We start from the raw sequence: 13,407 nt of genomic DNA on the forward strand, positions 1-13,407 counted from the left end.
GCCACACTCCGGCTATGGGACGCCAGCCCAAACAACCAAATCGGGACCTGGACGACTTGCTCGAGGAGTCCGGCATCAGCCGAGGGGGGCTCGCCCGGCGAGTGGTCGATCGCGGATACGCGATCGGCTTGGAGCTGGGCTACGACCACCGGTCGGTAGGGCGCTGGCTGGCCGGAGAGCAGCCGAATTCGCCTGCACCGGAACTGATCGCGGCAGTGTTCACCGAGACGCTCGGACGCAAGATCACCCCAGAGGATTGCGGGATGACCGGCGGGCCGGAACCGGTCGAGCTCGGCCTCGAGTTCTCGCTGAGCTTGACCGAGGCGACGGCGTCCGTAACCGCGCTGTGGAGGAGTGACGTGGAACGCAGGAGATTCCTGCTAGGTGCTTCGTATGCTGTGGCGGTCTACCCCGCCGCGTCGATGCGCTGGCTGACCCTGCCCGGACCGGAACACCCGGTCTCGGCGGGAAGCCGCCGAGTCGGGCAGGGCGATGTCGATTCCCTGCGCACCATGACCGCCGCATTCCGGGACCTCGACAACAAGGTCGGCGGTGGTCGAGTGCGGCCGACGATCGTGCAATACCTGCACAGCTCGGTCGGCCCGTTGCTGCGCGGCAACTACGCCGAGGCCGTCGGGCGACAACTGTTCGCTGCCAGTGCGGAATTGACGAAGCTCGCCGGATGGGCCGCATACGACCAGGAGGAGCACGGGCTCGCGCAGCGGTACCTGATTCAGGCGTTGAGGCTCGCCCGTGCGGCCGGCGACCCAGGCCTCGGCGCCGAGATCCTCGCCGCTATGAGCCACCAGGCAACCTACGTCGGCCGCCCCGGCGACGCGGTCGACCTCGCCCGGGCCGCTCAGATTTCCGCACGCAGCGCGGGATTGGCCGCCCTTGAGTCCGAATGCCACATGGTCGAGGCGCACGGGCATGCGGCGCGCCAAGACGATTCGTCGTGCGCGCTGGCGCTCAACGCCGCCGAGCGCGCGTTCTCCAAGGCTGAATCCTCCGATCGTCCGGAGTGGCTGACGTACTTCGACGGCGCCTACATGTCCGCAAAGGTGGCGCATTGCTTCCGAGACCTCGGCGACGACGTGCGCACCGCACGATTCGCTGAGCAGTCCCTCGACATGTCGGACGGATACTTGCGGGGGCGCGCGTTCAACCTGTCGTTGCTCGCCGCCGCGCGGGCGGCAGACGATCCGCTCGAAGCGGTGAGCATCGGCCGCCAGGCCCTCGACATCGCCGCCGGGCTATCGTCGCGCCGCAGCTACGCCTATCTGCGTGACCTCCGCAAGCGGCTCGACCCGTACGTGTCGACGCCCGAGGTTGCCGACTTCCGGCAGCAGGTACGCGAGCTGACTACACGTCGAGACTGAGCGCCCGGTACAGCGCGACGACCGTTGCGGCGCCGACGATTTCGCCGCGGTCGATCATCTTCACGGCTTCAGGCAGCGGGAACCAACCGAGTTCCTCGGCCTCGTTGATATCTAGCGCGCTATCGGTGAGGTCGGCGCCGCGCGCGAGGTAGATCTCTTGCGGCTGGTCAAGCGTGCCGATTGCGGGCTGATAGGTGACGAGGTGCTCCATCGTCCGAGGTCGCCATCCGGTCTCTTCCTCCACCTCACGCGCCGCCGCTGCAGCAACGTCCTCGGCGCCGTCGACGTAGCCGCCGGGCAGTTCCCACACCCATTTGTCGATGATGAACCGATGGCGATACATGAGCAGCGCCTCCCGGTTCTCGTTGAGTACCAACGTCATCGCGCAGTGCGGCATGCGGGCCACATACTGGGTGAACTTCACGCCGTCGGGCAGCTCGACGTCGACCGTCGACAACCGGATGTGACGGTTCTCGTCGACCAGCTTCTCGCCGTGGATCTTCCACTGGGTGCGCTTCACCGTTCGACGGTATCGCGGCCGGATGAACGCGGTGACTGTCGGGCCTTGCGGGGGGCACGTAACGCTTCGGCGTCCACGGGCGCTGTCTCCTCGTAACGTTCCTTCAAAGGCGAGTGAGGCTCCGTGGCACAGTTGCAGTACAACCCGAACGGCTCGAACAGCGTGAAGTTCGACGGCATCGAGAACGACGCTCTTGTCGTTCTCCAGCGGGTTATGGAGGAGAGGTTCAGCCGGGGCGAAGGCTTCTGGTTGGAATGGGACGGCAACGCGGTGTGGCTACATCCGTCGATTCCGATCCTGCTGAACTACGACGAAGATCAGCCGATTCGCTACTCCCGCGAGGCAGTGGCCAACTGGGTTAAGGAATCGGCAATCCCGCTCGGCTTGTCGCGGGGGACGAACTCGACCACCAAGCGCCTTGAGGTGATCGACCCGGACTGGCAGCCGCTCGAGGAAGGCGACGAGGAGGATGCCGACAGTACACCCTAAGCACCTGACGGCCGGTTGATACGGGCACTAGCGCCGGATCCCGGCCCGTCGCCAGCGTCCCGGCTGCCGATCCATTCGCGCCAGGCTGCGGCCTCGTCGAGGTACGTCTGCCGGTAGCGGTCCCCGTGGCAACGGTGGTAGGTGCGGATCCGGTCGGGGGCGGGCGCGAGGGGTGAAGCATCGCGCCGAGATCGCGAGTGCGTCATACCTGCTCGGACGTGCGGCGATCGGTGATGGTTCCCCGGCACCAGAAAGCCGCCCGGCGGGGAAGACCGGGCGGCTACGAGGCGGCAGAGTCAGCTGGCGGGGCGAGCCCACTTCGTGGTGCCGGGTGCAGCGGTGAGCGTGGCGATCAGGTCCGAACCGGCGACCAGCAGCGCGGGCCCGCCGACGGCGATGGTGCCGAGGATGCCGCCGATGCCGGCGCCGGGCACCGCACCTGTGATGCAACCCGCCGGGACGAACACCACGGTCGGCGCCGTCACGACACCGCCGATGACGCAGCCGATGATCGCGCCGACCACCGTGCCGCCGAACCCACCGACCGCGCTGGCGGCGGAGAACTGCGCGCCGAAGCTTTGCAGGGCGGCCGTGTCCTCCATCGGCGACGCGACGGGCTGCAGTGGCAGCGTGCCGGGGGCGACGGTAACGGTGTGGCCGGTGGCAGCGGGAACCGTGTCGGGGCAGGTGACGGCCAGCATGACGCCGAGCGCGTAGCCGCGGGAGAAGCCCTCGGAGTACCTGCGGGCCGCCAGCTGCTCGAGCGCGGCGTCGCGGCCAGTGGTATCGGGTTGAGCGCGCAGGGTGGCGCACGCTTCCGCCGCGGTGGCCAGCAGCTCCGTCTCGCTGCGTCCGACGTCGCCCGCCAGCGCCAGGCGCATCTGGATCGTCTGGCCCTCGGTCAGGCCGGGGATCGGCGCGGCGTGTGCCTGCCCGGCCCAGCCTGCGGCGGTGGCCGCGAAGGTGAGCAGAGCGACTGCGGCCCAAAGGATTCGGGACATGGGAATACTCCTGATGGGTGTTGGTGAGAAATTGGACTTGACGGGCGGGCGGCTAATCCGGCACGAGAGTCCAGGTGCCGCAGCCGCGGCTCTTGAATGCCTTGTCGGTGGGCAGAATTGTGACTACCTGCTGCCCGGATGCGGCGCTGTTGTCGAGGATCGAGCCGACGCCGCCGGACAGGTTCTTGACGCGCTCCCAGTAGCAGAACGACGCGCCCTCGGTGCGCCAGGTGCCGGGCTGGATGTCGACGCCGATCACGTAGGTGCCGTCCTTGCGGATCACGGCGGCCGGGCCCGCCGGTGTCGGTGGCGGGGCGGGTGTGGTGGTCGGGGAGTGGGCGGGGACGACCGGCAGGGCGAACGGTGTTCGCGCCGCGGTGGTGCTGGCAGCTCGGTTCGCGGTGTCGACGCCCACCGCGACTGCGGCGAGACATCCACCGAGCATCAGCACGAGCAGACCGAGCAGCAGCCACGGCCACACGCGCCGCTTCCTCGGTCGCATCTGCTGCGGGTAGCTGGGCATGGACATATCGGGGCACCTCATCTCTGAAGGGGCACAGGCGGATTGCCGGTGCGTTGGGATCCGATCGACAGGACCGGCGAATAGGGGGAGCGCGATCGCGCCCGGGCTATCGGCCCGCCCGTTTTCGTAGGTCGGCGATTTCGCGCCGCGCGGATTCGAGGTCGCCGCGCAGTTCGGCTCGAATCTTCTCGGCGTCTTCGCGTTGGGCGGCCATGGCGGCGGCGTAGTGCTGGTGCAGGTTTTCGAGCGCGGTCATCTGAGCGGCTTGCAGCTCGTCGGTTCGGCGGGCGGCGTCCGTCTTGGTCTGCTCGGCGAGAGCGAGCGCGGCGGCACGTTCGGACTCGGCCCGGTCGCACGCGCTTATGGCAGCGTCGTGCTTCTCGCGCATCTTCCCCACCTCGTCGGAGGTCTTCTCGCGAATGCGCTCTATCGCCTGCTCGGCCTGCTCGCGCAATTCGTCGCGTTCCCTGTTCGCTCTGGCGACTCGCTGCTCGGCGTCGGCGGTGATGTCGGCGATGCGCTGCTCGGCGTTCGCGGTGAGATCTGCGATGCGCTGCTCTGCGGCGGCAGCGATCTCATCGACGCGTCGCACCGCGGCGTCGCGCTCGGCGATCATTTCCTCGGCTGCGGCGGATGCCGCGTCGGCGAGGTTCATCGCCTGATCTCGTTGCGCTGCAGCGGTCTCGGCGGCCTGCTCGGCGGTCCGTCGCGCGAGATCGGCCTCGGCGACTCGCATCTCGGCGGCGCGGGTGACCGCGTCGATTTCGCGGGCGATCGTGTCGGGATCGGTGATGGACGCGGCGAGCGTCTGCGCGTCTTGCATGAGCGCAGCGACTCGGCCGGCCGTCTCCTGCAGCTGGACGAGCAGCGCGGCGAGCTCGCTCGTGCCATCCGTGACCGGACGATGCGGCGCCGCGGCCTCGTCGGCCTTCGCGCGATCGTCGCGGGCCCACTTCAGCTCACGCTCATACAGGGCGCGGGCCGTGTGCTTCGGGTTGGTGCAGAACTCGCCGCGCTCGGCGGGTGCTGTGCACACCCGGTCACGAGAGAGTCGAAAGCGGCATGTCGTGGCGCCGGGCGACTGCTGGGGTACGAGGCTGAGCGTCATCGTTCGCCACCTCGCCCGAGCCGAACGGCGGCGTGAAGGGCCCTAACACCTGTCGGCAGCGTAAATTCTGTATGTGATCGCTGTGCGCCGGGAACCCGTGCAGGGTGGCCGGTCGTTGAATACGGCATAACGGACCTCATTGGAGAGCCGCCCGGTGCACGGTGTGCGGGTAGCATCCGTGACGAGCAGCTATGACAGGAGAGCTAGCGATATGAGTGCTTCACGCACCTCCAGCAACCCGATCTTCAAGAACCTGCCGCAACAGCAGGGTGGATACGCGGGGTTCGGTTCGGCGGCTGCGGGCGCCGGGCAATTCGCTCAGTACGGGCAGCAGCCGCAGGGTTACGAGCAGCAGTATCAGCCGCCGACCCAGGCCGCCGCCCGTCCGATGACCATCGACGACGTCGTCACCAAGACCGGCATCACCCTCGGCGTGGTCACGCTCGCGGCGATCCTCTCCTACGGATTGACCGCCGCCAACCATGCGCTGGCGCCGCTGTTCGTGATCGTCGGCGGCCTGGTCGGCCTGGTGCTGGTGCTGGTCGCCACCTTCGGCCGCAAGCAGGACAATCCGGCCATCGTCCTGAGCTACGCCGCCTTCGAGGGCATGTTCCTGGGCGCGCTGTCGTTCATGTTCACCAACGTCGCCTTCGGCGGCGTGGGCGGCTCCGGGCTGATCGCGCAGGCGGTACTCGGCACCTTCGGCGTGTTCTTCGGCATGCTCGTGGTGTACAAGACCGGCGCCATCCGGGTGACGCCGCGCTTCACCCGCATGATCGTCGGCGCCATGATCGGCGTGCTGGTGCTGATGGTGGGCAACATGATCGCCGCGTTCTTCACCGAGGGCGGTTTCGGCCTGCGCGACGGCGGCCCCATCTCGATCATCTTCAGCCTGGTCGTGATCGCCATCGCCGCGTTCAGCTTCCTGCTCGACTTCGACGCCGCCGACCAGCTGATCCGCGCCCAGGCGCCGGAGAAGGCCGCCTGGGGCGTCGCCCTCGGCCTCACCGTCACCCTGGTCTGGCTGTACCTCGAGATCCTGCGGCTGCTGAGTTACCTGCAGAACGACTAGCGGTCCGCGTAATCGAGCGGGTGGCCACCGAATTCCTCGGTGGCCACCCGTTTTCCGGACGCCCGGCTGCGGATGATTCCCGGCGCCCGCCACGCCTATTTCGAGGAGTTCCGTTCCGTCGCGAGTCCGTTGGTCCGGGACTTCCTGGCATCGGCCGGTCGGTGAGCCTGGTGTGCGATCAGCCGCGCGGCACCTTCGGCGGCAGGATATCCGTGGCGACGTGATCGTCACCGCAGTGGTCGGCCAGGACCGCCACGCCGACCGAGTTGTTCGTGCGCAGCGGCAGGATGGCCTGGTACTCCGGCGAGGCGTACCACGCTTGCGCCGCATCGTAATCCGGGAATTCGATCACGATCACGGAGCCGTCGGCAGGCCCCTCGGCGACCATCTGGCGCCCGCCGTGCACGATGAATTTCCCACCGAACCGGGCCAGGGTGTCGTCGATCCGCCGCAGGTATTCGACGATCTCGGCATTGACGTCGACATTGTGCAGATGAGCAATGGCATAGGCAGGCATCTCGGACTCCTCGCATCCGGGTGGCTTTGCGAACCTTACGGGGACCGGGGGCACGGCCCCCGGAACCTTCTGTGGCTCAGCGTCAGCTGAGGCGCTCGATGATCATCGCCATGCCTTGGCCGCCGCCGACGCACATGGTCTCCAGGCCCCATTGCTTGTCGTGGGTCTGCAGGTTGTTGATCAGGGTGGCGGTGATGCGGGCGCCGGTCATGCCGAAGGGGTGGCCCAGGGCGATCGCGCCGCCGGAGACGTTCAGCTTGTCCAGGTCCATGTTCAGCTCGCGCGCCGAGCCGAGCACCTGTACCGCGAACGCCTCGTTGATCTCGTACAGGTCGAGGTCGTCGATGGTCTTACCGGCCAGCTTCAGCGCCCGCCGCACGGCCTCGATCGGACCCAGGCCCATGATCTCCGGCGACAGCCCGGACACGCCCGTGGACACGATGCGCGCCAGCGGGGTCAGACCCAGCTCCTTCGCCTTGGTGTCGCTCATGATCACCAGCGCCGCCGCGCCGTCGTTGAGCGGGCAGGCATTACCGGCGGTGATGGTGCCGTCGGGGCGGAACACCGGCTTGAGCTGCGACACCTTCTCGTAGGTGGTGCCCGGCCGCGGGCCGTCGTCGGTGGAGACGACGCTGCCATCGGGCAGCGTCACCGGGGTGATCTCCCGCTCGAAGAAGCCGGACTTGATGGCCTCCTCGGCGCGGTTCTGCGAGCGCACGCCCCAGTGGTCCTGGTCCTCGCGGGAGATGCCGGTGAACTGGGCGACGTTCTCGGCGGTCTGGCCCATCGCGATGTAGACGTCGGGTAGTTGGTCGTTCTCGCGCGGGTCGACCCAGCCGTCCGAGCCGCCCTCGGCGCGTTTCGCCGTGCGTGCCTCGGCATCGGCGAACTTGATGTTGTGGGTGTCCGGCCAGCCGTCGGACGTGCCCTTCGGGAAACGCGAGACGGTCTCGACACCGGCGGAGATGAAGACATCGCCCTCGCCCACCTTGATGGCGTGGAAAGCCATTCGGCTGGTCTGCAGCGATGAGGAGCAGTAGCGGTTGAGCGTCACGCCGGGCAGGAAGTCGTAGCCGAGCTGCGTCGCCACCACTTTGGCCATGTTGAACCCGGCCTCGCCGCCGGGCTGCCCACAGCCGAGCATCAGGTCGTCGATGTCGGAGGCGGCCAGCGCCGGGACCTTGTCGAGCGCGGCGCGGACCATCTGGGCGGCGAGGTCGTCCGGGCGCATGCCCACGAGCGAGCCCTTGCCCGCACGGCCGATCGGGGAGCGGGCAACGGAAACGATGACGGCCTCTGGCATGAGGACTCCTTCGTTGGGCGGCCGAACAACCAAGCGGCCGTTCGGTACACAGATACGGAATTCTCCTCCGAATCTACGTCGCCCCGATCGGGCTCGGTACATCCGGTATGCCCGTATCTCGCTCATCGAGCTCGCGCAGCAGCGCCGGGAGCAAGTGGGCGGCGGCCAACTCGTACCCGGCGGCGGAGGGATGGAAGCCGTCGGCGGAGAACAGCACCTCGGGTGTGCTGCGGAAATCGTGGCCGAGCAGATCGCCCATCGGCACCGGACACCCGCCGACCGCGCGGGTCGCGGCGGCCTGGGCCCGCGCCAGTCGCACGCTCCAGCTGTGCACCACGGTCCGCAGCGGCTGCGGGATGGCGGCCACCGAACCCAGATCGGGGCAGGTGCCGACCACCACCACGCTGCCCGCCTCATGCAGCCGCTGCGCCGCCCGCCGCAGCCGCTGCGCCGAGCGGAGTACGGAGTGCTTCTTGGTGACGTCGTTGGCGCCGACTAGGATCACCGCGGCATCCGGCGGCGGCCCGGCGACGAACATCGCGTCGACCTGACCGGCCAGCCCCTTGGACGTGGCGCCCGAGATGGCCTTGGTGCTCAGCCGGATTCGCTGCCCGGTCGCCTCGGCGAGGCCGCGGGCGAGCCGCACACCCGGCACCTGCTCGGCGCTGTCGCAGCCGACGCCCGCCGCGGTGGAGTCACCGAAGATCATCAGGTGTAGGTCGAAAGGGGTTCCGGTGCGCCATGATTCGGGCGCCGGACAGCCCGAGGTATAGACGCCGTCGGCCTCCGGCGGCTTGGAGGTGTCGCGGCCGATCACCGCCCGCGCCGCCTGCGCCTGCTGCATCAGCAGCCGATAGCCCGCCCACCACGCGGTACCCGCACCCGACCCAGCCGCCACCGTGGCGGCGCCGGTCACCGCGAACGTGCGCCACGTTCTCGCCACCTGTCGACCCCTTTCCGCTCCACCCTCCGACCACGATCTCGTCTGCTTATATCGTGCCGGATCCGGCGAATGTGAGCACCCGTCATCGGGGCCGAACGAACTCACGCACCCCGCGTCGGCTCACGCACCCCGCACAACGCGTGCAGGGGGTGCGGGAGCACGCACGGGGTGCGTGGGGAGTCGGCGCTTATTCGCCCGGCGGCGGGGGTGGCGGGCCGGGGACCTCGAAGCCGCCCTTGGCCGGGACGTTGAAGTTGCTGGTGGAGACCGTGACCTCGATGTGGCCCGGGCCGGTGTCCTGGAACTGGGCATAGAGGATGCTGCCGTAGATACCGGCCACCACGTTCAGCCGGTACTCGCCCGCGGCGCCGGTGGTGGTGTTGCGCCAGGCGACGGTGGTGTCGACATTGCACAGCGGGGCGAACGGATACTGCCCGGATCCGACGCCCGCGATGGCCAGCGACTGGACATTGATGATGGCCCGGCCGGGATAGTCGGGGCTGGTGTCGGCCCAGGTGCGAATGTTGCCCCAGCACAGGCCGCCGTAGAACACGCTCGGCGTCTGGGGGAATTCGACGGTCTGCGCGTCCGCCGAGGCGGACGCGATCGCCGTCGCGACCCCGAGGGTTCCGAGCACGGCGGCGGCGGTGCGGGCGATCTTCGGCATCCTCACCCGGCAGATCATAGGCGCAAAGCGCAGCGGCGTCGCGGTGTTGACCGGTGTGCCCGCTCAGATTTCCGGTGTGCCCGCTGATATTTCCCGGCATGCCCGTTCGTATCTCCAGGCATGCCCGTTCGTATCTCCAGGCATGCCCGCTCGTATTTCCCGGCATGCTCTTGGCCGGGATCGTTGACCCGGGGCGGTTGCCGGGTGAGGCGCGACATTCTGCAACGATGGGCCTATGCGCATCGCGAACCACGTCGTCGATCTGATCGGCAACACCCCGCTCGTGCGGTTGAACTCCGTGGTGGGCCCGAACTCCGGCCTGGTGGCGGCGAAGATCGAATACCTGAATCCGGGCGGCAGCTCGAAGGACCGCATCGCGGTCAAGATGATCGATGCCGCCGAGGAGCAGGGCCTGCTGCAGCCCGGCGGCACCATCGTCGAACCCACCTCCGGCAACACCGGCGTCGGCCTGGCGCTCGTCGCCCAGCAGCGCGGGTACAAGTGCGTCTTCGTCTGCCCGGACAAGGTGAGCGAGGACAAGCGGAACGTGTTGCGCGCCTACGGCGCCGAGGTCGTGGTGTGCCCGACCGCCGTCCCGCCGGAGGATCCGGGCAGCTACTACAGCGTCTCCGATCGCCTGGTGCGCGAGATTCCCGGCGCGTGGAAGCCCGACCAGTACTCCAACCCCGGCGGCCCCGACAGCCATTACGAGACCACCGGTCCCGAGATCTGGAGCGATACCGACGGCACCGTCACCCATTTCGTCGCCGGTGTCGGCACCGGCGGCACCATCACCGGCGCCGGGCGCTATCTCAAGGAGGTCTCCGGCGGGAAGGTGCAGGTGGTCGGCGCTGATCCGGAGGGTTCGGTGTACTCCGGCGGCTCCGGCCGTCCCTATCTGGTCGAGGGCGTCGGCGAGGACTTCTGGCCCAGCGCCTACGACCCGGCCGTGCCCGACGAGATCATCGCGGTCTCCGACGCCGACTCCTTCGACATGACCCGTCGCCTGGCCCGCGAGGAGGGCCTGCTGGTCGGCGGCTCCTGTGGCATGGCGGTGGTCGCGGCGCTGCGGGTGGCCGAGCGGGATCCGAACGCGGTGGTGGTCGTGCTGCTGCCCGACGGCGGCCGTGGCTATCTGTCGAAGATCTTCAACGACCAGTGGATGAGCTCCTACGGCTTCCTGCGGTCCCGCCTCGACGGCAGCACCACCGAGCCCACCGTCGGCGACGTGCTGCGCGGCAAGTCCGGCGCGCTGCCCGATCTGGTGCACACCCACCCGCAGGAGACTCTGCGCGACGCCATCGAGATCCTGCACGAATACGACGTCTCGCAGATGCCGGTGGTCGGCGCCGAGCCGCCGGTGATGGCGGGCGAGGTGGCCGGCAGCGTCACCGAGCGCGATCTGCTCTCGGCGGTCTTCGAGGGCCGCGCCCACCTCACCGACCCGGTGTCCAAGCATATGAGCGAGTCGTTCCCGCTGATCGGCTCCGGCGAGCCGGTCTCGGCCGCGACCAAATCCCTCGAATCCACCGACGCCCTGATGGTGGTCGAGGACGGCAAGCCGATCGGCGTCATCACCCGCCACGACCTGCTCGGCTTCCTGAGCCGCTCGGGCCTCCCCGCGCGCTGACCCCACCCTCCACGCACCCCCCGCGTGCTCACGCACCCCGTGCAAGCGCTGCAGGGGGTGCGTGAGCAGGCGCGCGGTGCGTGAGTTGGGGCGCCGGGGCGTTGTCCGCGCTCGGGATCGCCGAGGGTTGACGCTGCAAGGTTGCCCTGTTGGCAAATTGAGGGCGTCAGCCCGCAGAGGGTAGTAACCCTTCTTTGAATTTCCCTATAGTGCAGGGGAATTCGCTATGAGGCCGGGATCACCGCGTTGGTCGTGAGGGATAACTGACCTGTTACCCCATGTTCATCAGTGGGGACGAATATGGCCTGGCATGACCCGGTGGCAAGCGCTCGGATGGATGGTTCTGCTGGCGGCCGTGCTGGGTGTGGCGGAGGTGCTCGATCGCACCCGATTCCCGGCGCCGCAGATGATCGTCGCGATCGTGGTCGGGGCGGCGCTCGCGCTCACCGGGCGACTGCCCGCCGCTGCCGAAAGAGGTGGCGGTCGGCGTGCAGGCCATGCTGGGCGTCCTGATGGGCGCGCTGCTGGGCCCGCTGCTGATCACCGCGGCTCTGACGGCGGTGGGCGTCAGCCACGGCTACGCGCCGACCAATCTGTTCAAGGAATTGTTGTTCGTGCTGATCGGATTCGAGGTCGGCACCCGCTTCACCCGCACCGTCGTGGTGGAGATGGCGCGGCTGCTGCCCGGTATGACGGCCGCGGTGGTCGCGCTGTCCGCGGTGGTCGCGGCGCTCGCGCTCGGTCTGGCGCTGTTCGTCGATCTGGAACTGTCCGATCTCTACCTGGCCACCACTCCCGGCGGGCTCAACGCGGTCCTGGCCGCCGCCGAGGATATGAACGCCAACATGCCGCTGATCACCACGGTGCAGAGCGTGCGCCTGCTGCTGATGATCCTGCTGCTCCCGCTGATCATGCGAGTGCTGCACCGTCGAAGCCCGCAGCGGACGACGTCGTTTCGTGCCGCGGCGGCCAGGCGGTCGACGGCCCCACCCAGTGATTCCGGGCGCAGGCCGGGGCTATCGGTGACCACGGCGGCCGATGATCACGAACCGTTACCCAGACGCGCTGAAGCCCCCAAAATACGGGCAAATTGACGCTGTCCAGCACGACACGGCAACTTTTTCTGTGACCCGCGGCACCTTGCGTTTAGGCGTGAATGTCCTGGTCAGCGGGTTGTAGAAGATTGAACTTTAAGTGTTTGCCAGAAGTTCGCACCGTTTGTTCATCTTGAGTTCAGTTTACGTTAACCTACCGCAACCATCCTGTGACCTCGTCGGTTGTCCCGACCCCGGATAGCACGAGGAGTTGTCAACGCCCATGCGGATTACGACCGCGACGGATGCGCCGCCAGGTACGGCGGGCATCGCAGCGGTAGCCGCCGCGGCCGCGAGCGCATCCAGCGCCGTCGTCGGTCCGCCCGGCCGTCGCTGAGCTCAGTCGTGTCAGTGGGGACTGCGAATCCCCTTCTCTCATAACAAGTTCCACAACAGCACCGCAGCGCCCAGGTGAACCCGTCACGGTCTCACCCTGACCCCGTGCTGCCTGTGCAGGCCCACAACGGCCGACACCAGAGTAGGAAAAACCGCGCATGTCGAAGAAGTCCATCGAGAGCAGTAGAGCCAAGGCGGTCGCACGCACCGCCGGATCCGCCACCCTGGCGCTGGCCGCCTTCGCCGCCGTCACCTCCGCGGTGGGGCACGGGAGCGACGATGTGCGGCCCGCCGCTTTGGCCTCCACGATCGCCGCGACCGCCGATAGCACCACTGCTCCCGCGGCCCCGGCCGCCGCCCAGGCGCCGGCCCCCGAGGCCGCACCGGCTCCCATGCCCGCGCCGCTGCCGGTCGCCCCGCCGCCGCCCCCGGCCCCGAGCTACCCCGACAACCTGGACGGCTGGATTCGCGAGGCTCTCGACATCATGTCCGCTCGCGGCATTCCGGGCAGCTACGACGGCATTCTCCGCAACATCATGCGCGAGTCCACGGGTAATCCCCAGGCCATCAACCTCTACGACTCCAACGCCGCGGCGGGCATCCCGTCCAAGGGTCTGTTGCAGGTGATCGACCCGACCTTCCGGGCGTACCACGTGGAGGGCACCCCGTACGACGTCTGGGACCCGGTCGCCAACATCGCCGCCGCGTGCAATTACGCCGCTCACCGCTACGGCTCGATGGACAACGTCAACTCGGCCTACTGATCCGCCGCCTCGGTATCGGACCCGTTCGTTATCGAGACGTCAGCAAAATGTTTGCAAACCG

15 protein-coding genes are annotated in these 13,407 nt (G+C 68.3%); 7 read left to right on the plus strand and 8 right to left on the minus strand.

Features of this window, described 5'->3' with window-relative positions; all coding sequences use genetic code 11:
• Nucleotides 1-14: 14 nt before the first annotated feature.
• Nucleotides 15-1,379, plus strand: coding sequence for a hypothetical protein (locus tag ACYVLQ_RS04895; RefSeq protein ID WP_460696148.1), 1,365 nt, complete (start codon nt 15-17; stop codon nt 1,377-1,379).
• On the opposite strand, the gene ACYVLQ_RS04900 is transcribed toward ACYVLQ_RS04895, so the two are convergent.
• Entirely contained in the window at nt 1,363-1,899 is a 537-nt protein-coding gene (locus ACYVLQ_RS04900) for an NUDIX domain-containing protein (protein ID WP_460696149.1), read from the minus strand. The two genes, ACYVLQ_RS04895 and ACYVLQ_RS04900, sit on opposite strands and share 17 nt — an antisense overlap.
• Before the next feature lie 123 nt (nt 1,900-2,022).
• Between ACYVLQ_RS04900 and ACYVLQ_RS04905 the strand changes: the two genes are divergently transcribed.
• A complete protein-coding gene (locus ACYVLQ_RS04905; protein WP_460696150.1) occupies nt 2,023-2,388 on the plus strand; it encodes a DUF7882 family protein in 366 nt (121 codons plus the stop codon).
• Nucleotides 2,389-2,684: 296 nt separating this feature from the next.
• Here ACYVLQ_RS04905 and ACYVLQ_RS04910 read toward each other — a convergent pair whose 3' ends face one another.
• The 3 genes from ACYVLQ_RS04910 to ACYVLQ_RS04920 all read right to left on the minus strand — a co-directional run bounded on the left by ACYVLQ_RS04910 (nt 2,685) and on the right by ACYVLQ_RS04920 (nt 4,948).
• Nucleotides 2,685-3,389, minus strand: coding sequence for a hypothetical protein (locus tag ACYVLQ_RS04910; protein ID WP_460696151.1), 705 nt, complete (start codon nt 3,387-3,389; stop codon nt 2,685-2,687).
• 52 nt (nt 3,390-3,441) lie between these two features.
• Nucleotides 3,442-3,918, minus strand: a complete 477-nt coding sequence (locus tag ACYVLQ_RS04915; RefSeq protein ID WP_460696152.1) for a hypothetical protein — start codon at nt 3,916-3,918, stop codon at nt 3,442-3,444.
• Nucleotides 3,919-4,018: 100 nt separating this feature from the next.
• A complete protein-coding gene (locus tag ACYVLQ_RS04920; protein WP_460696153.1) occupies nt 4,019-4,948 on the minus strand; it encodes a hypothetical protein in 930 nt (309 codons plus the stop codon).
• Nucleotides 4,949-5,231: 283 nt separating this feature from the next.
• Here ACYVLQ_RS04920 and ACYVLQ_RS04925 point away from each other — a divergent pair, with 283 nt between their 5' ends.
• A complete protein-coding gene (locus tag ACYVLQ_RS04925) occupies nt 5,232-6,092 on the plus strand; it encodes a Bax inhibitor-1/YccA family protein (protein WP_460696154.1) in 861 nt (286 codons plus the stop codon).
• 39 nt (nt 6,093-6,131) lie between these two features.
• Nucleotides 6,132-6,257 (plus strand): hypothetical protein, encoded by a 126-nt coding sequence (locus tag ACYVLQ_RS04930; protein ID WP_460696155.1) that lies wholly within the window; start codon nt 6,132-6,134, stop codon nt 6,255-6,257.
• Nucleotides 6,258-6,270: 13 nt separating this feature from the next.
• Here the strand turns inward: ACYVLQ_RS04930 and ACYVLQ_RS04935 are convergent, their stop codons facing one another.
• From ACYVLQ_RS04935 to ACYVLQ_RS04950, 4 genes are all read right to left on the minus strand, one after another.
• The gene (locus tag ACYVLQ_RS04935; protein ID WP_460696156.1) at nt 6,271-6,609 is read right to left on the minus strand and encodes a DUF1330 domain-containing protein; all 339 of its coding nucleotides are present in this window, start codon (nt 6,607-6,609) and stop codon (nt 6,271-6,273) included.
• A gap of 82 nt (nt 6,610-6,691) precedes the next feature.
• The gene (locus ACYVLQ_RS04940) at nt 6,692-7,912 is read right to left on the minus strand and encodes an acetyl-CoA C-acetyltransferase (protein WP_460696157.1); all 1,221 of its coding nucleotides are present in this window, start codon (nt 7,910-7,912) and stop codon (nt 6,692-6,694) included.
• Nucleotides 7,913-7,985: 73 nt separating this feature from the next.
• Nucleotides 7,986-8,855 (minus strand): SGNH/GDSL hydrolase family protein, encoded by an 870-nt coding sequence (locus ACYVLQ_RS04945; RefSeq protein WP_460696158.1) that lies wholly within the window; start codon nt 8,853-8,855, stop codon nt 7,986-7,988.
• Between the two features lie 187 nt (nt 8,856-9,042).
• Nucleotides 9,043-9,522 carry a hypothetical protein gene (locus ACYVLQ_RS04950; RefSeq protein WP_460696193.1) on the minus strand — a complete coding sequence of 160 codons (480 nt, stop codon included), beginning with the start codon at nt 9,520-9,522 and terminating at the stop codon, nt 9,043-9,045.
• Nucleotides 9,523-9,757: 235 nt separating this feature from the next.
• Here ACYVLQ_RS04950 and ACYVLQ_RS04955 point away from each other — a divergent pair, with 235 nt between their 5' ends.
• The 3 genes from ACYVLQ_RS04955 to ACYVLQ_RS04965 all read left to right on the plus strand — a co-directional run bounded on the left by ACYVLQ_RS04955 (nt 9,758) and on the right by ACYVLQ_RS04965 (nt 13,346).
• Complete coding sequence (locus tag ACYVLQ_RS04955; RefSeq protein ID WP_460696159.1) at nt 9,758-11,152, plus strand: cystathionine beta-synthase; 1,395 nt, start codon at nt 9,758-9,760, stop codon at nt 11,150-11,152.
• A gap of 497 nt (nt 11,153-11,649) precedes the next feature.
• Nucleotides 11,650-12,246, plus strand: coding sequence for an AbrB family transcriptional regulator (locus ACYVLQ_RS04960; RefSeq protein ID WP_460696194.1), 597 nt, complete (start codon nt 11,650-11,652; stop codon nt 12,244-12,246).
• Between the two features lie 494 nt (nt 12,247-12,740).
• A complete protein-coding gene (locus ACYVLQ_RS04965) occupies nt 12,741-13,346 on the plus strand; it encodes a transglycosylase SLT domain-containing protein (protein WP_460696160.1) in 606 nt (201 codons plus the stop codon).
• Nucleotides 13,347-13,407 lie beyond the last annotated feature (61 nt).

The sequence above is a fragment of the Nocardia thraciensis genome, assembly GCF_054782435.1.

What these genes read in the sequence shown, in the direction of transcription:
- ACYVLQ_RS04925 (WP_460696154.1), top strand. Translation starts at nt 5,232, where the DNA reads ATGAGTGCTTCACGCACCTCCAGCAACCCGATCTTCAAGAACCTGCCG.
- ACYVLQ_RS04940 (WP_460696157.1), bottom strand. Translation starts at nt 7,912, where the DNA reads ATGCCAGAGGCCGTCATCGTTTCCGTTGCCCGCTCCCCGATCGGCCGT.
- ACYVLQ_RS04935 (WP_460696156.1), bottom strand. Translation starts at nt 6,609, where the DNA reads ATGCCTGCCTATGCCATTGCTCATCTGCACAATGTCGACGTCAATGCC.
- ACYVLQ_RS04910 (WP_460696151.1), bottom strand. Translation starts at nt 3,389, where the DNA reads ATGTCCCGAATCCTTTGGGCCGCAGTCGCTCTGCTCACCTTCGCGGCC.
- ACYVLQ_RS04965 (WP_460696160.1), top strand. Translation starts at nt 12,741, where the DNA reads ATGTCGAAGAAGTCCATCGAGAGCAGTAGAGCCAAGGCGGTCGCACGC.
- ACYVLQ_RS04915 (WP_460696152.1), bottom strand. Translation starts at nt 3,918, where the DNA reads ATGTCCATGCCCAGCTACCCGCAGCAGATGCGACCGAGGAAGCGGCGC.
- ACYVLQ_RS04950 (WP_460696193.1), bottom strand. Translation starts at nt 9,522, where the DNA reads ATGCCGAAGATCGCCCGCACCGCCGCCGCCGTGCTCGGAACCCTCGGG.
- ACYVLQ_RS04955 (WP_460696159.1), top strand. Translation starts at nt 9,758, where the DNA reads ATGCGCATCGCGAACCACGTCGTCGATCTGATCGGCAACACCCCGCTC.
- ACYVLQ_RS04895 (WP_460696148.1), top strand. Translation starts at nt 15, where the DNA reads ATGGGACGCCAGCCCAAACAACCAAATCGGGACCTGGACGACTTGCTC.
- ACYVLQ_RS04960 (WP_460696194.1), top strand. Translation starts at nt 11,650, where the DNA reads ATGCTGGGCGTCCTGATGGGCGCGCTGCTGGGCCCGCTGCTGATCACC.